This is a genomic window from Bacillus sp. BS98, assembly GCF_008432245.1.
GTDB classification, from domain to species: domain Bacteria; phylum Bacillota; class Bacilli; order Bacillales; family Bacillaceae_G; genus Bacillus_A; species Bacillus_A toyonensis.
Genome location: NZ_CP043830.1, coordinates 4,183,348 through 4,203,365 on the forward strand (window position 1 = coordinate 4,183,348; position 20,018 = coordinate 4,203,365).

The window sequence follows — 20,018 nt, forward strand, 5'->3', positions numbered from 1 at the left end:
CGAAATGCGACTGCCATCTGAACCGAACTTTTTTAAACTTCCTCTCAATATACGTTTAAAAAGGAGGATTTAGAGAACCGAGCAGATCGAGGCACGTATGCTAGGAGGAGCGCAGTGTAGCTTTACTACTCGAGCACCGAACTGGCGAAGCAACGACGAAATGCGACAGTTATCTAAACCGGACTTTTTAAACTTCCTCTCAAAAAAAGTCTAGACGGCTATAGTATAACCATCTAGACCCTATTCTTACTTCTCTTCTTTCAAGCTTAATTTTAAGTTCAGTTCTTCAAGCTGAGCTTCTGCAACTGGGCTTGGAGCTTCTGTTAATAAGCAACTTGCGCTTGCTGTTTTCGGGAATGCAATTGTATCACGAAGGTTCGTACGACCTGCAAGTAACATAACAAGACGGTCTAAACCTAATGCAATTCCGCCGTGTGGTGGTGTACCGTATTCGAATGCTTCTAATAAGAATCCGAATTGTTCTTGCGCTTCTTCTTGTGAGAATCCAAGCGCTTTAAACATTTTTTCTTGTACGTCACGCTCGTAAATACGAAGTGATCCGCCACCAAGCTCATAACCGTTTAATACAAGGTCATATGCTTGTGCACGTGCTTTTTCTGGTGCTGTTTCTAATAGCTCAACGTCTTCACGGAATGGCATTGTGAATGGGTGGTGAGCTGCGAAGTAACGATCTGCATCTTCATCGTACTCAAGAAGTGGCCAATCAGTTACCCATAGGAAGTTAAATTTACTTTCATCTATTAACTCAAGCTCTTTACCTAAACGTAAACGAAGTGCACCTAAGCTATCTGCAACAACGCTTTTCTTATCTGCTACGAATAGTAATAAATCGCCAGCAGTAGCTTCTAATGTACTCATTAACGCTTTTGCATCTTCTTCGCCGAAGAATTTCGCAATCGGTCCTTTTAAGCCGTCTTCTTCCACTTTAAGCCAAGCTAGACCTTTTGCACCGTATACTTTTACGAATTCAGTTAATGCATCAATGTCTTTACGAGAGTATTTGCTTGCGGCACCTTTTGCATTAATTGCTTTTACTTGTCCGCCGCTTTCTACAGCACTTGTAAATACTTTAAATCCACAATCTGCTGCAAATTCAGATAGGTCTGTTAGTTCCATTTCAAAGCGTGTATCTGGCTTATCAGAACCGTAGCGAGCCATTGCATCAGCATATTTCATACGAGGGAATGGTGCACTAACTTCTACACCTTTTGCATCCTTCATAACTTTCGTCATCATACGCTCCATCATATCTAAAATTTCATCTTGCGTTAAGAATGAAGCTTCGATATCGATTTGCGTGAATTCTGGTTGACGATCCGCACGTAAATCTTCGTCACGGAAACAACGTGCTACTTGATAGTAACGCTCAAATCCGCCGACCATAAGAAGTTGTTTAAATAATTGTGGTGACTGTGGTAATGCATAGAATTCACCGTCGTGTACACGGCTTGGTACTAAATAGTCACGAGCTCCTTCTGGTGTGCTCTTCGTTAAAATTGGAGTTTCAACTTCTAAGAAGTCTTCTGTATCTAGGAAGTTACGAATTGTTTTCGTTACGTCGTGACGCATTTTGAATGTATTAAACATTACAGGACGACGTAAGTCTAAGTAACGATATTTTAAACGCACATCTTCTGATGCATCTGTATCATCAGCGATAATGATTGGTGTTGTTTTCGCTGCGTTTAATACGTTTACTCTCGTTGCTTGTACTTCAATACGACCAGTTGCCATATTGTCATTAATTGCGCCTTCACCACGTTCAACAACTGTACCTTCTACGTGCAATACGTATTCACTACGAATCGTTTCTGCTACTTCTAGTGCTTCTTTTGATGTTTCTGGGTTAAATACGACTTGCACGATACCTGTACGGTCACGTAAATCGATGAAGATTAATCCACCTAAGTCACGACGTTTTTGTACCCAACCTTTTAATTGAACTGTTTGTCCAACAGCTTCTACTGTTACTTTTCCACATGCATGTGTTCTTTCAGCCACTGTAAGTTCCCCCTATATTAATTTCTCTGCTACGTATGAAGCAAATACATCTAATGCTACTTCTTCTTGTCCGCCTGTTGCCATATCTTTTAAGTTAATGATGCCTTTATCTAGCTCATCTTCCCCTAATACAGCTACAAATTTCGCATTTAAACGATCTGCTGATTTAAATTGTGCTTTCATTTTGCGATCTAAATAATCTTTTTCGACTGATAATCCAGCTTTACGAAGATCAAACGCAACTTTCGCAGCATGGTCTTTCGCTTTTTCACCAAGAGCTACAACGTAACAATCAATACTATGTTCAATTGGTAACTCAATGTTCTCAGCTTTTAGCGCCATAATTAGACGTTCAATACTCATCGCAAAACCGATACCTGGCATTTCTGGTCCACCGATTTCTTGTACAAGTCCATTATAACGGCCACCACCGCTTAATGTAGTGATAGCACCGAAACCTTCTGCCTCACTCATAATTTCAAAAACAGTGTGTTGATAGTAGTCTAAACCACGCACTAAGTTAGGATCTTTTTCAAATGGAACATCCATCATAGTTAATAGTTCTTGAACTTTATCGTAGTATACTGCTGAATCTTCGTTTAAGTATTCTGTAATAGATGGTGCTGTACCCATTAATTCATGGTTACGGTCCTTCTTACAGTCTAAAATACGAAGTGGATTCTTTTCTAAGCGAGATTGGCAATCAGAGCAGAACTCGCCGATGCGTGGCTCAAAATGAGCGATTAATGCATCGCGGTGCGCTTGACGGCTCGCTGCATCACCTAAGCTGTTTAATACAACTTTAATATTTTTTAAGCCCATGCCGCGGTAAAACTCTACAGCAAGTGCAATTACTTCTGCATCAATTGCAGGGTCGTTACTACCGATTGCTTCAATACCGAATTGTACGAATTGACGATAGCGACCTGCTTGTGGTCTTTCGTAACGGAACATTTGACCGATATAGTATAACTTTGTTGGTTGCGTTGCGTCACCGAACATTTTGTTTTCAACGTAAGAACGTACAACAGGTGCAGTACCTTCTGGACGTAATGTTAAACTGCGCTCACCACGATCTTGGAATGAATACATTTCTTTTTGTACGATATCTGTCGTATCACCAACACCACGTAAAAATAACTCAGTGTGTTCAAAAATTGGTGTGCGAATTTCTTTATAATTGTAACGACGGCAAATTTCGCGTGCTTGCCCTTCGATATACTGCCATAACTCAACAGTGCCTGGAAGAATATCTTGCGTTCCGCGTGGGATTTGAATAGACATATTCAGTTCCTCCTCAAATTGTTTTAATCTTAATAAAAATAAAAAAACTCCCGCCTCTACTGTTTGAACAGTAGGGACGAGAGTATTATACCCGTGGTGCCACCCTAATTGAAGCACGTATGCTTCCACTTTTTTAATAACGCTTAAATGTGCGTTCATCCCTACTAAGCATATATGCCGTTCAAGTTGAAACCTCTAGAGTGTCATTCAATCAGTCATCATGTAGAAATGTTTTCAGCCTAAGACATCTCCTCTCTTTCCATGTGTATCTCATTTACTCTTCTCTATCAACGGTTATATTCATATGTAAATATAAAATTACTATACGTTTGTTGAGTACGATTGTCAAGTGTTCTAAGAGCGTTCAATCTGCTTCTTAAGACGCTTTACATCTTGAAGAGAAATTCCAAACTCAGAAGCAAGCTCCATCGAAGTATTGTTTTGTTCTTTTGAAATAAAATCATGAAAATTCACGTTAAACAGTTGATTTGCACCGTTTGTAACAGAATGCCCTTTTTCATTCATACGCATACGTATATCCCTCACATTCAATATGGATGTTTTACTTTTTATTGTTCCATATTGATGAGGTAGTTATACGTATAAACGAATAACGTTATTCCATACCACTTTTATATAAATAATCCGCTCTTTGAATCATAAAGGTTGTTACAACCATTGCTGCTATTACAAATACTGCCCAAGTACTGTAACTTAGCACTGCGAAAGTAACTCCTAATGCATGTAAAAAAATAGCTAAGCTAAATCGCAATGAAAATTTCAAATCTTTAAAGATTGACCAATTCATATACTATCTCCCCTTTTCACACATACATCCGAATGTTTTTACCATTTTTTACATTATACTATATAATGGATAACCCAAGCTATTGATTCCAAATCAACATCAGCATTCGATTTATAACAATAATAGTTACCAATCCACTCGCCAGCATAGGATGCTTCAAATGATACAACGCTGCAACATCCGCTTCAAACATGATAATCTCTAACAATACATGCAATATACCTTGTACTTCTCATTCTGCATGCGGAGCTCCAAATAGCTCCCAAATGACTGCAACAACAATCGAAAAAATAATAGCAAGTGTAATTTTTATAGCCGTTATTGTTCCTACCCGAAATCCCCAGTATCCAACAATCCCAAGAACACATAACTCTAGCATAAAACGTAAAGTTATATTGAATTCTTGAAGCATGCTACACCTTCTTTTCCTTTTATTCCCCTTCGAATTAATCCTATGATAAAGTGAAACTTTAATCAGTGGGGGTTTTGTTCATCCCCCACTGATTATCAGCCCTCACCAATCGGGCTTTTACGGGCAGCCCGCCCCCTAACTTCTTTGCTTCCGCTGAATTTTGAGGTGGGGTTCTTACTGCCCACAAATAGCGGGATAAATGAACAAAACATACAACAAAGTATAAAAAAGAGAGGATTATATAATCCTCTCTTCTTAGGCCATACTATTTACTTTCTACAATTAAGGTCACCGGACCATCATTGATTAAAGAAACGTCCATCATTGCACCGAACTTCCCTGTTTCTACATGCAATCCTTGTTTACGAACTTCTTCATTAAAGAAATCGTATAAATGCTCTGCATAGTCAGGTTTCGCAGCATCCATAAAGTTTGGACGTCTTCCCTTGCGGCAATCGCCATATAATGTGAATTGCGAAATTGATAGAACTTGTCCTTCTACATCGAGTACAGAATGGTTCATCTTTCCGCTCTCATCTTCAAAGATGCGTAAGTTCGCGATTTTTTCCGCAATGTACGTTGCATCTTTTTCAGTATCTTCATGCGTAATGCCAACTAGTAATGTTAAACCGAATGGAATTTGTCCTACAATCTCACCATCTACTGTGACAGACGCCTCTTTTGATCGTTGTAAAACAACTCTCATCTTTTCTACACTCCCTATTAATGCATCATGCGTCGTACTGCATAAATTTCAGGAACACGTTTAATGCGTTCTACTACTTTTTTCAAGTGTTGTAAGTTACGAATCGAGATCGACATATTAATTGTTGCCATCTTATTACGATCACTTCTACCAGAAACAGCTGAAATGTATGTTTTCGTCTCTGTAACAGCTTGCAATACTTCATTTAATAAACCACGGCGATCATAGCCTGAAATTTCGATATCAACGTTGTATTCAATTTCTTTTTCAGGGCTACCTTCCCACTCTACTTCTAATAAGCGCTCTACAGCTTCTTCTGTATGAATATTTACACAATCACGACGGTGAATCGATACGCCCCGACCTTTCGTAATATACCCAACGATATCATCACCTGGAACTGGGTTACAGCATTTTGACAAACGAATTAATAAATTGTCAGCACCACTTACCTTTACACCAGAATCCCATTTTCGAATTTTCATCGGTTTACGAACTTCTTTAACTTCAACAATTTCTTCTTCTTCACGCTGCTTACGGAACTTGTCCGTTAGTCGCGTAACAATTTGCGACGCTGTAATTCCGCTATATCCAACTGCTGCAAACATATCTTCTTCATTTGCAAAATTAAACTTCTCGGCAACACGTTTTAAATTGTCAGGAGCTAACACTTCTTTCATCTCATACTCTAGACCACGTACTTCTTTTTCAACAAGTTCACGGCCTTTTTCAATATTTTCGTCTCTACGCTGTTTCTTAAAGAATTGACGTATTTTATTTTTCGCATGAGATGTTTGAGCAAGTTTCACCCAATCTTGGCTTGGGCCATACGAATGTTTCGATGTTAAAATTTCAATGATGTCACCCGTTTTTAATTTATAATCAAGGGTCACCATTTTCCCATTTACTTTTGCACCAATTGTTTTATTCCCGATTTCTGAATGGACACGATAAGAAAAGTCAATTGGAACAGATCCAAGTGGTAATTCCATTACATCGCCTTTCGGTGTGAAGACGAATACCATGTCAGAGAATAAATCAATTTTTAATGACTCCATAAACTCTTCTGCATTAGAAGCTTCATTTTGCCATTCTAATATTTGACGGAACCAAGTTAGTTTCTTCTCTAATGTACCTGTTGTTTCTGCGGTCTTTCCTTCTTTATACGCCCAATGTGCCGCGATACCGAATTCTGCAATTTCGTGCATTTCTTTCGTACGAATTTGCACTTCTAGCGGATCACCTTTCGGTCCAATTACCGTCGTATGAAGAGATTGATATAGATTTGCTTTCGGCATTGCAATATAATCTTTGAAACGACCTGGCATTGGCTTCCAGCAAGTATGAATAATTCCAAGCACCGCGTAACAATCTTTAATACTATTTACAACGACACGTACAGCTAGTAAATCGTAAATTTCATTAAACTGTTTATTTTGCAATGCCATTTTACGATAAATACTGTAAATATGTTTTGGTCTTCCAGAAATCTCAGGTTGAATGGAAACTTCTTTTAATTTCTCACGAATACCAGTCATTACTTCATCTAAATATTCTTCACGCTCTGCACGTTTACGCTTCATTAAATTTACAATACGATAATATTGTTGCGGATTTAAATAGCGAAGTGACGTATCCTCTAACTCCCATTTAATAGTACTAATTCCGAGTCTATGTGCTAAAGGTGCAAAGATTTCTAACGTTTCATTCGCAATGCGACGCTGCTTCTCTTGAGGCAAATGTTTCAATGTACGCATGTTATGAAGACGATCAGCTAGTTTAATTAAAATAACTCGAATATCTTGAGCCATTGCGATAAACATTTTGCGATGGTTTTCTGCTTGTTGCTGCTCATGAGATTTATATTTAATCTTTCCGAGCTTTGTAACACCATCGACAAGCATAGCGATTTCTTTATTAAATTCTCGCTCAATATCTTCTAATGTAATCTCTGTATCTTCCACTACATCATGTAAGAAACCTGCCGATACTGTAGCTGGATCCATGTGTAAATCAACTAAAATACCTGCAACTTGAATTGGGTGAATAATATATGGTTCACCCGATTTTCTATATTGTTCGCTATGTGCATCGCGTGCATATTCATAAGCACGTGCCACTAGCTCAATATCTTCAACCGCTAAATATTGACTTGCTTTCTCGAGTACCTGTTCAGCTGTTAGTACTTGCTCATTTGCCATCGAATCACCTTTTATTGAAAATTGACTTTGTATTTATTAAATAGAATAAATTATATTCTATCATTATAACCCAATGATTGTGAATTGTGAAAAGGAAAAGATTTTACTGACATTTCACCTTATTTTTTTGCTCAATTATACAAAAGTACCCGCTCCTCTCCAAGAGATTCACGGGTACTTTTTATCACCGTAGTTTTACCTATATAGTGATTAGTATTTTTCTAATACTAATACATCGTAACCATCTAACATTTTACGACCATCTAAGTAAGTAAGCTCTACTAAGAATGCAATCCCTGCTACAACTCCGCCAAGTTCTTCAACTAGCTTAATTGTTGCTTCAATTGTTCCACCTGTAGCTAATAGATCATCAGTAATTAATACGCGTTGACCTGGTTTAATTGCATCTTTATGGATTGTTAAAACATCTGTACCATATTCTTTGCCGTAGTCAACTGTAATTACTTCACGTGGTAATTTTCCTAATTTACGAACTGGCGCAAATCCTACTTCTAATGCATAAGAAACTGGGCAACCGATAATAAAACCACGAGCTTCTGGTCCTACTACAACATCGATATCTCTTTCTTTTGCATACTCAACGATTGCATCTGTTGCTGCTTTGTATGCTTTACCGTCGTTCATTAAAGGTGTAATGTCTTTAAACACAATACCTTCTTTCGGATAATCCGGTACAATTGCGATATGTTGCTTGAAATCCATATTTCTGAATCCTCCTCAGATATAAAAGGTTTGTAAATACAAATCCTTTACCCTAACTGTTCTACTTATTTATGATTACGAATCGTTTCAAACCATGTATATAGTTGCTGATATGTGCTATAAACCAATTCTTTTTCTAATTGTAAGTGGTTCATTTTCTCACGATATGTGTTCGATTCAATTAAATCACGCTTTTGTTTTTGTTCGGCCATAAAAATGACACCGTCTTTTATTGTAACAAATTCTAACTCAAAAAACACCTGTGTCATGAAATTTACTGTATCTTTTGACCAACCTTTATGGCGACATAGTTGTTCCCCATATTGTCTTAAAGAAAATGGTGATTTTTGGTTTAAGAAAGAATAGTACCATTTAAAATGTTCCCTCGTTGGGACTGTACTAAATAGATGATTGTTCTCTTGATAAAATAACGTATAGATTCTAGATGGGAATCCTACTTTAAATAAATCACGCAATTCATCTGTTCCTTTTGGCAAATCGAGTAACACGATGTATTGATCATCTAAATGAGTTACCTCTGATGCATGCACAAGATGTTCTTTATAGTCTTCTAAAGAAAACTTATTCAATACCTCTTCAGAAAAATACACCATTGTTATTTTTTCTTTCGGAAGTTCTGCTAAATTTGCTTCCACATTACGCATACTACGCCAATCAAATAATTGCCATGCCTCTACAGCAATATCTTGTACCATTAATTGTGGCTTCTTAAAATTATTCCATTCATTAATGGATGCCTCTCCTATTACAGATACCTTAGCAACTGGAGAAATTTCTTTTGCATACGCACCAAATCCGAATCCAATTGTATCCAGTGTTGCCTGTCCGTCACGAAGTGCCATTTTCAAATGTGAACCATCTGATCCGATTGCACGAATACTTTCTAATTCAGCATTTTTCACTGCAAGACGTGGTTTCGGATTTCCAACACCAAATGGCGCTAACTTTTGCATATCCTCAATTGCTGCAAGCGTTACATCTTCCACTTTACAAAATGTATCAACTGCTGTGATTGGAATAAAATCCGCTTCTGTTAAAATTGCATCCGCTTGCGCATTTAAGCGGCGACGTAACTCATCTACATCATTCATATGTAGCGTCATTCCTGCGGCCATCGGATGCCCTCCGAAGTGCGGTAATAACTCTCTACAATCCGACAAGTTTGCAAACAAATCAAATCCCGCGATACTACGTGCTGAACCCTTTGCTGTTTCTTTGACAGGATCAATGCTTAATACAATTGTTGGACGATAAAAACGTTCAACTAATTTAGAAGCGACAATTCCAATTACACCTGGATTCCAGCCTTCTTTTGCAAGCACTAACACTTTATTTTCTTCTGGCGGGAATTTATTTTCCACTTCAGCGATAGCCTCTTCTGTAATTTGCTTTACAATATCTTTTCGAAGTTTGTTCAGCTCATCAATTTCTTCAGCCAGTTCTTTCGCTTCCTCTGGGTCATCTGATAATAATAGGTGTACAGCCGGCGTAGCATCTTCTAAACGCCCAACTGCATTAATACGCGGTGCGATTGAGAATCCAATGCTTTCTTCTGTAATTTCACTTTGCGAAACGTTAGCAACTTTAAACAATGCCTTTAAACCAATATTTTTCGTCATTCGCATATGTTTTAAACCGCGCTTCACTAGCAATCTATTTTCGCCATGAAGTGATACTAAATCGGCTACCGTACCGATTACTGCAATTTCTAATAAATGTTCTGGTACACGACCTAATAGTGCATGTGCAACTTTAAACGCAACACCTACACCGGCTAAATAATGAAACGGATACACACCGCCATCTAGTTTTGGATGAATAATCGCGAGTGCTTCTGGTAATTCTGGCGGTGGCTCATGGTGATCCGTAATAATAAGATCTATTCCAAGTTCCTTCGCTACCTTCGCTTCATGTACCGCTGCGATACCAGTATCGACAGTAATAATAAGTGAGAACCCTGCACTATGCGCCCAACGAAACGCTTCTTCGTTCGGTCCATAACCTTCTGTAAAACGGTTTGGAATATAAAATTCTACCTCTGCACCTAATTCTTGCAGAGCAAGATATAAAACCGTTGTACTACTTACTCCGTCCGCATCATAATCACCAAATATTAATATTTGCTCTCCATTTTGAATCGCCTTATTTACACGTTCTACCGTTCTATCCATTCCTTCTAATAAAAACGGATCGTGAAATTCTTGATTTTCTGTATTTAAAAAATCTAAAATCTTATCTTCTGTATCTAATCCTCTACCGAGGAATAACGAAATGACAAGTGGTGATAGTTGTAACTTTTTTGCTAATTCACTCACTCGCTCTTCATTATATTCTTTTTCTTTCCAACGCGTCTTCGGTTGTAACACGAAATCACCCCTTAACCTGTTTATTATACAAGACAGATTAAGGGGTGACAATATAATGCAAACTACGATGCAATATCTATATACTAAAATGTTAATGATATTTAATTTGGAGAATACGGATTTATATGTACAAACACATTTTGTACATTATCTTGTTTCATAAGCATTTCTTTCACATGTTTTCCAATACGGTGTCCTTCTTCTACAGTAATGTATGGATCTACAGAAACTTTAATATCGACAATAACATAGTGACCATGTTCTCTCGCATATAAAGAACCGATTTTTTTCACACCATTTACTTGCAGGACAGCTTCTCTAAGCGGAATAACATCTTCCTCATGAAGTACATGATCAAGCGTTGCATGAATCGCTTCCGCCCCAATACTCCACGCCATCTTTGCAACAAGGAGTGAAACAAATAACCCCGCAACCGGATCCGCATATACAAGCCAATCTAAACCTAGCTTACCACCGATAATAGCTGCACAAATACCGATTAAAGCTGCAATTGAAGAAAATACATCCGAACGGTGCTCATATGCATTTGCAATAATTGCATCACTATTTACCCTCTTCCCTAATCGGAATTTATATTGAAACATTCCTTCTTTCACGACAATCGAAAGAATAACAGCAAAAATCGTAATTCCTTTCGGTGGTTCTAGTTCTTGCGAAAAAGCTTTTATAGACGAAATCGCTATCTCGATGCCCACAATAAATAATAATACTGCAACAATAATCGCTGAAATCGATTCCGCTTTACCATGACCGTACGGGTGATCTTCATCTGGTGGTTGCTTTGCTGCTCGCAATCCAAAAAGTACAGCTAGCGAACCAATTACATCTGATGCAGAATGCACAGCATCCGCTAATAGTGCTTTACTGTTCCCGATATAACCAATTACCGCCTTTACAATCGCTAATATAATATTACCAACGATTCCGACAATAGCACCAAACTCGGCCTGTTTAAAACGTTCATCTTTTTCCATAATTAAAATCCCTTCTTTTCTTAACCTATCTTGTTATCCCGATTTATTGTATCAAAAACAACGATAACATCACCACTTTCTTCCATCTTTCTTCTGTAAAAAGTTGCTATCTTATTGTATCCACAAACGAAAAAAGAGATGCCTCCTAATGAGGCATCACCTTTTTATACTTGTGGTTCAGATACTTCTTTCTCAACCTTCTTCTTGTTTTTGCCCTTTTTCAAACGACGGTTTTCAAGCATTAACCAAATTTGAGAAGCAACGAAAATAGAAGAGTACGTACCTACAACTAATCCAATTAATAACGCAAGCGAGAAGTTACGCAGTGATTCACTACCGAAAATAAGTAGTGCAATTACTGGGAACAACACTGTTAAAACAGTATTAATTGAACGACCAATTGTTTGACGAATACTTGAGTTTACGATTTCTTCTAAATCTTTTAAATCACGAACTCGTTTTTTCTGTTTGTATAATTCACGGTTTCTATCAAACGTAACGATTGAGTCATTGATAGAGTAACCAATAATGGTTAATACCGCAGCGATAAACGTTAAGTCTACCTCTATTCGGAAAAGACTAAATACAACAATCATAACGAAGGCATCATGTAATAATGCGATTACTGCAGATACTGCGTACGTAAGACGGAAACGAATACTTACGTATAAAACGATTACTGCAGAAGCAATCAATACTGCAATAAATGCATTTCGTGCAATCTCTTTACCGATTGTCGGTGAAACTGTACTTACATTCGGATCTGTACCGTATTTATCGTGGAAGAATGTTTTCGTTTTCGCAATTTCATCTTTTGATAGAACACCTAATGTACGAACTGCGAAACCTTTATTGTCATCTCCAGTCGGTACAATATTTTCTTCCTTCACATCGATTTTCAATTCTTTAAAATCTTTATGAACATCAGCAACAGTAACTGCTTGTTTTGATTGCAAGTCGATACGTGTACCACTTGCAAAGTCAATACCAAGATTCATTTTGAAAATCGGTAATATAATTGCCCCAGCAATTACGACTACAATTGAGAATAAGAAGAATTTATGACCGATATTTACGAAGTTAATACGATCAAATCTCGTTGGCGGATGTACTACACCTTTTGTTAATGGAATAATATCCTTTTCCTTAACACCAAAATAAGATGGTTTTTTATCGAAGTAACGGCTCTTTACAAGTAAACTTAGTAAGAAACGAGTACCGAATACGTTCGTAATGAAACCGACTAAAATACTAACAATTAAACTTGTTGCGAAACCTTTTACAGAACTATTACCGTAAGCAAATAATACACCGGCTGCTGCAATTGTTGTAATGTTCGCATCTAAAATTGTCGCTAATGAACGATGGTTACCAGCACGAAATGCTGACATCATTGACTTACCAATTTTCAGCTCTTCCTTTAACCTCTCGTACGTAATGATATTCGCATCAACTGCGATACCTACCCCGAGCACTAATGCCGCAATACCTGGCAACGTAAGAACCGCATGCATCCAGTTAAAGACAAGTAATGTAACGAAAATGTATAAACCTAACATAATAACCGCTACAAGCCCTGGTAAACGGTAGAATACAAGCATAAATAAGAAGATAATAGCAATACCGATTGCACTAGCGAAAATCGTTTGCTCTAATGCTTGTTGACCAAATTTCGCTCCAACAGATGTTGAATACATTTCTTTTAAATCAACAGGAAGTGCACCTGCATTTAATAAAGATGAAAGTTCTTTCGCACTTTCAACTGTAAAGTTTCCACCTACGATAGATACTTCAGCTTGGTTAAACACTTGGCTTACTGTTGCTGCTGATAAAAACTTCGGATTCGGTTTTGCAGATTCTGCTTTATACGAATCTTTTCCTTCTTCAAAATCAAGCCATATTACCATTAAATTCGTTGGTGGTGGCATCTTTGAAATTTTTTCAGTTACTGCACGGAATTTTTCAGCGCTTTTTAATGTAAGACCTACGCTCGCACGGCCTTGCTCATCAAATGTTTGCTTCGCTCCGCCGCCTTTTAAATCCGTACCATCCATAAGAAGATTGTCATCCACATCACGGAATGTTAATTTCGCTTGTGTTGATAACATTTCACGTGCTTTTTGCTGATCTTGTACACCAGCAAGCTGTACACGAATTCGATTTTCTCCTTCAATTTGGATGTTCGGCTCACTTACACCGAGAACATTGACACGATTTTCAAGAGCACCTACTGTACTTACAAGTGCCTCTCGGTCAATTTTATCGCCTTTTTTGGCTGGTTTTACTTCATACAGAACTTCAAAACCACCGCGAAGGTCTAGTCCTAGACTAATTCCTTTTGCTATGTCTTTTCCTGCCGCACCAATTACGCCACCGATTAATAAAACGATGAGGAAAAAGGCGGCAATTCTCGTACCACGCTTTGCCATATGTACCCTCTTTCTGCTACTAACACTTTCAATAAATCTCTTACGATTCACTGCTATACGTGTGCATACACCTAGTTAGTAGACTTCCTTTCTATAAAATACATTTGTTTTTTGCTAGTTCATCACTAGCTGTGTCGGTAAACCTTACGCAATACCTACACTTTCATTATTTATTTTTCTTCTTCACTACCTCCTTTACATATAATCTTAGACATCGTTATTTCCTCTTTATCAATACCTATCATTATACTGCAAAAGGAAGAACAAACCAATTGCAGTCAGTTATTTATTTTCATACTCATCAAATGACCAAAGTGGCGCTTGGTATGCTTCAACAGTTAAATATGTCATATATTCATTAGGTGTTATTCTTAATACATCGTTCACTAATTCATACAACCTAACATTACTGTCTATCTTTTTCCACTTTTTCACTTTAAGAAACTTCCAAATGTCATCATCTGTCACTCTGTCATAACCGAACATTTGAAACTCCTCTACTTTACTAACTAAAACGACTTGTAACTGTCCGCGGTATGATTCTACCAAATCTTCTTTTTCTAACATACGTAACATCTCCTTATAATTTCAGCACGAAAAGTCGCTTTTATTCCCGCTCTAATGGACAGCAATAACTACTTTCAAGAGCACTATCATACTTCACTCTCTTAAATGCTTGTCATTCTTGTCTCGTACGTGCATATAAATTATTGTAAATCATTCCACTGATTTTGAGAAGGTAGGAGAAGACCATGACGAGACAAAGCTTTTTAAAAGGCGCATTTATTTTAATGATTGCCGGCTTTATTACCAAAATTCTTGGATTTATTAACCGGATTGTAATGGCACGTATACTAGGAGAAGAAGGCGTTGGCCTTTATATGATGGCCGTTCCTACATTCATTTTAGCAATTACATTAACACAAATCGGTCTTCCTGTCGCAATCGCAAAATTTGTAGCAGAAGCGGAAGCGGTGAACGATAAACAAAAAATAAAAAAAATATTAACCGTATCACTAGCTGTCACTTCCTTTATTAGCATCATTTTAACAATGGGCATTATGCTCCTCACACCTATTTTAGCGAAAACATTATTAACCGATGAAAGAACGTACTATCCATTAATGGCCATTTTACCTGTCGTTCCTGTTATTGCTGTTTCTTCTGTTTTACGCGGTTATTTCCAAGGGAAACAAAATATGAAACCTAGCGCTTATGCTCAAGTGATCGAACAAGTTGTCCGCATTACAATTATCGCTGTATGTATTCGAATATTTTTACCTTATGGCGTAGAATATGCTGCAGCCGGCGCTATGTTATCAGCCGTTCTCGGCGAAGTTGCATCCTTATTATTCTTACTCACTTTATTCCAACGTGAAAAACACTTATCTATACGCTCTAGATTTTTCACTACCGTAAAGGAGAGCAAAGGTACATTTTATTCTCTTATGGATATCGCCCTTCCAACTACAGGAAGTCGTTTAATCGGTTCTGTTTCTTATTTTTTTGAACCTATCGTCGTTATGCAAAGTTTAGCGATTGCCGGAGTTGCCGCTTCTGTCGCAACCCAGCAATACGGTATATTAAACGGTTATGCATTCCCGCTCCTATCACTACCCGCCTTCATTACATACGCTCTTTCTACAGCGCTCGTTCCTTCAATTAGTGAAGCAATGGCAAAAAGGCAACATAAATTAGTGGAGCACCGTTTACAACAAGCACTTCGAATTTCATTAATTACTGGTGGGTGGTCTGTCGTTATATTATACGTATTCGCTTCCCCTGTTTTAACTCTTATGTACGGATCAGACAGCGCAACAGCATTCATTCAGCTACTTGCACCTTGCTTTTTATTTCATTATTTTCAAAGTCCACTTACATCTGTATTGCAAGCTTTAAATTTAGCACGCGCTGCTATGATGAACACATTTATTGGCGCCATCGTGAAATTAATCGTTATTTTTGTACTAGCTTCAAAGCCAGAATTTCAAATGATGGGAGTTGCTCTCGCTATTGCAGCAAATATAGTAACAGTAACATTCCTTCACTACGCTACCGTTTTAAAAAAGATTACATTTACCATTTACGCAAAAGACTATATTTTCGGCGGACTTGCCATCGGTATCGCAGGTGCCTTCGGTTTTTACCTTCATAAGTATATTATTTTCTCTCATTCTCTTGGTATACAAACATTATGGGAAATCACTTTAACAACAATGGTTTATGTCGTTCTCCTCTTCATCTTTAAACTAATTCGAAAAGAGGAGTTAAGTCGCCTCCCTATCATTCGTAAACTTTCATTTTTGAAATAAAGTAAAACTTTCATTAGCGAGACTTTTCCGGGCTTACTATTTAAAATGGTAAGCTTTTAGTTTTCTTTCAAATCAACAAAAAATTGTCCATTTTGAAAACTACAGTATAAAATTTGTGTTATATCGTTATAACCTAAGTTTTTTAGTTTTTCAATGAGCCATTCGTCTGTATGTTCAATCATTTGCAAATGATTAGATTGAATTTCTCCATCAATAATTAATGGCAGAGTAAAAATAGGCGTATCATTTTTACTCTTTTTACTTTTTTGTTTTTGAAAAACGGATAACTTCCCTGATGGTTCCAAAATAGCGTATTCCACATCCCGCACGTCTCCGACCCCTTGCTCCCTTAATTGCATCATTAAATCATCTATGTTATAGCGCTGTTTTCTCATCTTTTTTTCATCAATTTTTCCCGCATTTATAAGAATAGCAGGCTCCCCTTCTATTAAATGCCGAAATCGTTGAAACTTCAAAGAAATAACCGACAAAATGATTTGTATGCACATAAGGAAAGTCATCGGAACTAATTGATGCCAAAGTGATTTATCTGTATTTTCAATCGCTACTACAGCCATTTCACCAAGCATAATGAATACGACTAAATCTAATACACTTAGCTCTCCAATTTCACGTTTACCCATAAGACGGAAAATAATTAAGATAATAATATACAAAAGCATCGTCCGGCCAATTATCGATACCCATTCCATTTCTACATCTCCTTTTTTACTTATAGATTCCCCTATAGAAAAGAAAATAGTCTAACTTAAGCAAAAGAGAAATATGCTTGTATTAAAAAGGGGGAATGCATAAATGGATGGAACGAAAAAATTATCAACTGCAATTGGTTTCGGTATTATTACCCTACTAATTCTCGCATCTATTACTAGCATGGTTATGGCTCTATTATTAAAGTTTACGAACATGAATGAAAGTACATTAACCGTCACTATTTTGATACTAGCTCTTTTATCTATGCTTATGTCTGGGTTTATTGCTGGTAAAAAAGCACAAGGGAAAGGTTGGCTAGTTGGTTTTACAACAGGACTCACATTCGCCATACTCGTTTTTCTAGTTAACTATTTAGGCTTCTCTCAAACTTTATCGAACTCACAGTTACTTTACCAATTGGCATTAATGGGCGCGAGTACACTCGGTGGTATTTTCGGTGTAAATATGTCAAAGCAAAATAATTAAAAAAAGGCCCTGCACATTTCATGCAGGGCCTTCCTCATTAGTTTTTCACAACTTCACGAATCGCATTGCGATCGAAAGTTAAGTGTGCACCACCAGATTTAACAACGATTTTCGTTTCATCTACTGATTCGATTGTACCGTGTAAGCCACCAATTGTTATGATAGCATCACCTTTTGCTAATTCGTTTTGCATTTGAGCAACTGCTTTTTGACGCTTTTGTTGCGGGCGAATTAATAAGAAATAGAAAATCGCAAACATCGCAACGATCATAACGATATTCATCATACCTGCATTCATCTTTTGTTCCTCCTTTTAAATTATGTATTAGAAGTTTTTAGCATTCGGTTTATTAAAGCCATACTGTTCAAAGAACTCTTCGCGGAAATCACCAAGACGGTCTTCACGAATAGCTTGTCTCACCTGCTCCATTAAGTTTAACAGAAAATGAAGGTTGTGATAAGACGTTAAACGAATTCCGAACGTTTCATCACATTTCATCAAGTGACGAATGTACGCACGAGAGTAATTTTTACATGTGTAGCAATCACAATTAGGATCAAGCGGACCGAAGTCTCTTGCGAATTTCGCATTTTTTACAACTAGACGGCCTTCACTTGTCATACATGTACCATTTCGAGCGATACGAGTTGGAAGTACGCAGTCAAACATATCAACGCCGCGAATTGCCCCATCAATTAACGAGTCAGGAGAACCTACTCCCATTAAGTAACGTGGCTTATCATCTGGAAGAAGTGGTGTTGTAAACTCAAGCACACGATTCATAATATCCTTCGGTTCACCAACAGATAAACCACCTATAGCATAACCAGGGAAGTCCATTGAAACAAGGTCTTTTGCACTTTGGCGACGAAGCTCTTCAAACTCTCCGCCCTGTACGATACCGAATAAACCTTGATCTTGTGGACGTTCATGCGCTTTTAAGCAACGTTCTGCCCAGCGGCTTGTACGTTCTACAGATTTCTTCATATATTCAAAAGTAGCTGGGAACGGTGGACACTCATCAAATGCCATCATAATATCTGAACCTAATGCATTTTGGATTTCCATCGCTTTTTCTGGTGATAAGAATAATTTATCTCCATTTAAGTGGTTACGGAAGTGAACGCCTTCCTCTTCAATACGGCGGAAGTCACTTAAACTGAATACTTGGAAACCACCAGAATCCGTTAAGATTGCACGGTCCCAGTTCATAAATTTATGCAAACCACCTGCTTCACGAACAATTTCGTGACCTGGACGTAGCCATAAATGATACGTATTACTTAAAATAATGCCAGAATCCATTGCTTTTAATTCTTCTGGTGACATTGTCTTAACTGTTGCAAGTGTACCAACTGGCATGAATGTTGGTGTATCAAATGAACCGTGCGGCGTGTGTACACGACCTAAACGTGCACCCGTTTGTTTACAAGTTTTAATAAATTCATAACGAATTGCTGTCATAATTTACTCCTTTTATTTGTTTCTCATTTTAGCGTGAGATGCAACGAACATTGCGTCACCGAAGCTAAAGAAACGATATTTTTCTTTTACTGCTTCATTATAAGCATGAAGTACATTATCTCTATTTGAAAATGCACTTACAAGCATAATTAATGTTGATTTCGGCAAATGGAAGTTTGTAATTAAACCATCAATTGCTTTAAATTTATATCCTGGGTACATAAAAATATCTGTCCAACCAGAAGCTGCGCAAAGCTTACCACTATGATCGGTCGCAATCGTTTCTAACGTACGAGTTGATGTCGTACCTACAGTGATAATACGTCCACCATTCTCTTTCACACGATTTAATAATGCCGCTGTCTCTTCAGACATATGGTAATATTCTGCGTGCATATGATGCTCTTCAATCGTATCTGCAGAAACTGGTCTAAATGTTCCAAGCCCTACGTGAAGTGTAATAAATGCTAACTGAACGCCTTTTTTCTTTAACTTCTCAAGTAACTCTTCTGTAAAGTGAAGTCCCGCTGTCGGCGCTGCTGCTGAACCGATTTCTTTCGCATATACTGTTTGATAGCGATCGCGATCTTCCAGTGTCTCTTTAATATATGGAGGAAGTGGCATTTCCCCAAGTTCATCTAAAATTTCATAGAAGATGCCGTCATATGAAAATTCAAGCTGACGCCCACCTTGATCTGCAGTCCCTGTGCAAGTTGCTTTTAATTTCCCTTCACCAAAAGAAATTACAGTTCCTTCTTTTACACGTTTCGCTGGCTTAACAAGCGTTTCCCACTTATCGCCTTCCTCTTGTTTCAAAAGAAGCACTTCAATGTGCGCGCCTGTATCTTCTTTCACACCGTGCAAGCGAGCAGGCATAACTTTCGTTTCATTTAAAACTAAGCAATCCCCCTCATGTAAGTAAGAAAGAATGTCCGTAAAATGTTTATGCTCAATATCACCAGTTTCACGGTCTAACACCATTAATCTTGATGTTTCACGATCCTCTAACGGGACTTGTGCAATAAGTTCTTCTGGTAAATGAAAATCAAACAGATTAATATCCATAACTGTATC

At 37.7% G+C, this 20,018-nt stretch carries 17 protein-coding genes, 1 pseudogene and 1 other annotated feature; of the genes and pseudogenes, 2 read left to right on the forward strand and 16 right to left on the reverse strand.

What is annotated here, in order from left to right; all coding sequences use genetic code 11:
- Positions 1-246: 246 nt before the first annotated feature.
- From aspS to F0362_RS21780, 12 genes and pseudogenes are all read right to left on the reverse strand, one after another.
- The gene (gene aspS / locus F0362_RS21725; protein WP_000840918.1) at positions 247-2,022 is read right to left on the reverse strand and encodes an aspartate--tRNA ligase; all 1,776 of its coding nucleotides are present in this window, start codon (positions 2,020-2,022) and stop codon (positions 247-249) included.
- A 12-nt stretch (positions 2,023-2,034) separates the two neighbouring features.
- Complete coding sequence (gene hisS, locus F0362_RS21730) at positions 2,035-3,306, reverse strand: histidine--tRNA ligase (RefSeq protein WP_033657340.1); 1,272 nt, start codon at positions 3,304-3,306, stop codon at positions 2,035-2,037.
- Between the two features lie 69 nt (positions 3,307-3,375).
- Positions 3,376-3,606, reverse strand: a binding site (T-box leader).
- A gap of 54 nt (positions 3,607-3,660) precedes the next feature.
- Positions 3,661-3,837, reverse strand: coding sequence for a hypothetical protein (locus F0362_RS30615; protein WP_001242605.1), 177 nt, complete (start codon positions 3,835-3,837; stop codon positions 3,661-3,663).
- A gap of 85 nt (positions 3,838-3,922) precedes the next feature.
- A complete protein-coding gene (locus tag F0362_RS21735; protein WP_001104578.1) occupies positions 3,923-4,114 on the reverse strand; it encodes a hypothetical protein in 192 nt (63 codons plus the stop codon).
- Between the two features lie 79 nt (positions 4,115-4,193).
- Positions 4,194-4,526: pseudogene (locus F0362_RS21740) on the reverse strand (YrdB family protein).
- Positions 4,527-4,791: 265 nt separating this feature from the next.
- The gene (locus F0362_RS21750) at positions 4,792-5,232 is read right to left on the reverse strand and encodes a D-tyrosyl-tRNA(Tyr) deacylase (RefSeq protein ID WP_001266954.1); all 441 of its coding nucleotides are present in this window, start codon (positions 5,230-5,232) and stop codon (positions 4,792-4,794) included.
- Between the two features lie 17 nt (positions 5,233-5,249).
- A complete protein-coding gene (gene relA, locus F0362_RS21755; RefSeq protein ID WP_001262805.1) occupies positions 5,250-7,433 on the reverse strand; it encodes a GTP diphosphokinase in 2,184 nt (727 codons plus the stop codon).
- Between the two features lie 210 nt (positions 7,434-7,643).
- On the reverse strand, positions 7,644-8,156 hold the full coding sequence (locus F0362_RS21760) for an adenine phosphoribosyltransferase (protein WP_000346217.1): 513 nt from the start codon (positions 8,154-8,156) through the stop codon (positions 7,644-7,646).
- A gap of 65 nt (positions 8,157-8,221) precedes the next feature.
- Positions 8,222-10,543 (reverse strand): single-stranded-DNA-specific exonuclease RecJ, encoded by a 2,322-nt coding sequence (gene recJ, locus F0362_RS21765; protein ID WP_000941246.1) that lies wholly within the window; start codon positions 10,541-10,543, stop codon positions 8,222-8,224.
- A 101-nt stretch (positions 10,544-10,644) separates the two neighbouring features.
- Positions 10,645-11,538, reverse strand: a complete 894-nt coding sequence (locus tag F0362_RS21770) for a cation diffusion facilitator family transporter (RefSeq protein WP_000409731.1) — start codon at positions 11,536-11,538, stop codon at positions 10,645-10,647.
- A gap of 164 nt (positions 11,539-11,702) precedes the next feature.
- On the reverse strand, positions 11,703-13,967 hold the full coding sequence (gene secDF, locus F0362_RS21775) for a protein translocase subunit SecDF (RefSeq protein ID WP_001119095.1): 2,265 nt from the start codon (positions 13,965-13,967) through the stop codon (positions 11,703-11,705).
- Between the two features lie 282 nt (positions 13,968-14,249).
- Positions 14,250-14,534 carry a post-transcriptional regulator gene (locus F0362_RS21780; RefSeq protein WP_000890217.1) on the reverse strand — a complete coding sequence of 95 codons (285 nt, stop codon included), beginning with the start codon at positions 14,532-14,534 and terminating at the stop codon, positions 14,250-14,252.
- 185 nt (positions 14,535-14,719) lie between these two features.
- On the opposite strand from F0362_RS21780, the gene spoVB reads away from it, so the two are divergent.
- Positions 14,720-16,279: a stage V sporulation protein B gene (spoVB, locus tag F0362_RS21785; RefSeq protein ID WP_000198279.1), complete on the forward strand. Its 1,560-nt coding sequence runs from the start codon at positions 14,720-14,722 to the stop codon at positions 16,277-16,279.
- A gap of 56 nt (positions 16,280-16,335) precedes the next feature.
- Here spoVB and F0362_RS21790 read toward each other — a convergent pair whose 3' ends face one another.
- Entirely contained in the window at positions 16,336-16,992 is a 657-nt protein-coding gene (locus tag F0362_RS21790) for a DUF421 domain-containing protein (protein ID WP_000455378.1), read from the reverse strand.
- A 103-nt stretch (positions 16,993-17,095) separates the two neighbouring features.
- Between F0362_RS21790 and F0362_RS21795 the strand changes: the two genes are divergently transcribed.
- The gene (locus tag F0362_RS21795; RefSeq protein ID WP_000349137.1) at positions 17,096-17,479 is read left to right on the forward strand and encodes a TIGR04086 family membrane protein; all 384 of its coding nucleotides are present in this window, start codon (positions 17,096-17,098) and stop codon (positions 17,477-17,479) included.
- A gap of 37 nt (positions 17,480-17,516) precedes the next feature.
- Here F0362_RS21795 and yajC read toward each other — a convergent pair whose 3' ends face one another.
- The 3 genes from yajC to queA are packed head-to-tail and all read right to left on the reverse strand — an operon-like array spanning position 17,517 to position 20,009.
- Positions 17,517-17,777, reverse strand: coding sequence for a preprotein translocase subunit YajC (yajC, locus tag F0362_RS21800; protein ID WP_000991114.1), 261 nt, complete (start codon positions 17,775-17,777; stop codon positions 17,517-17,519).
- Between the two features lie 27 nt (positions 17,778-17,804).
- Positions 17,805-18,944 carry a tRNA guanosine(34) transglycosylase Tgt gene (tgt, locus tag F0362_RS21805; RefSeq protein ID WP_000125368.1) on the reverse strand — a complete coding sequence of 380 codons (1,140 nt, stop codon included), beginning with the start codon at positions 18,942-18,944 and terminating at the stop codon, positions 17,805-17,807.
- Positions 18,945-18,956: 12 nt separating this feature from the next.
- The gene (gene queA / locus F0362_RS21810; RefSeq protein WP_000354013.1) at positions 18,957-20,009 is read right to left on the reverse strand and encodes a tRNA preQ1(34) S-adenosylmethionine ribosyltransferase-isomerase QueA; all 1,053 of its coding nucleotides are present in this window, start codon (positions 20,007-20,009) and stop codon (positions 18,957-18,959) included.
- Positions 20,010-20,018 lie beyond the last annotated feature (9 nt).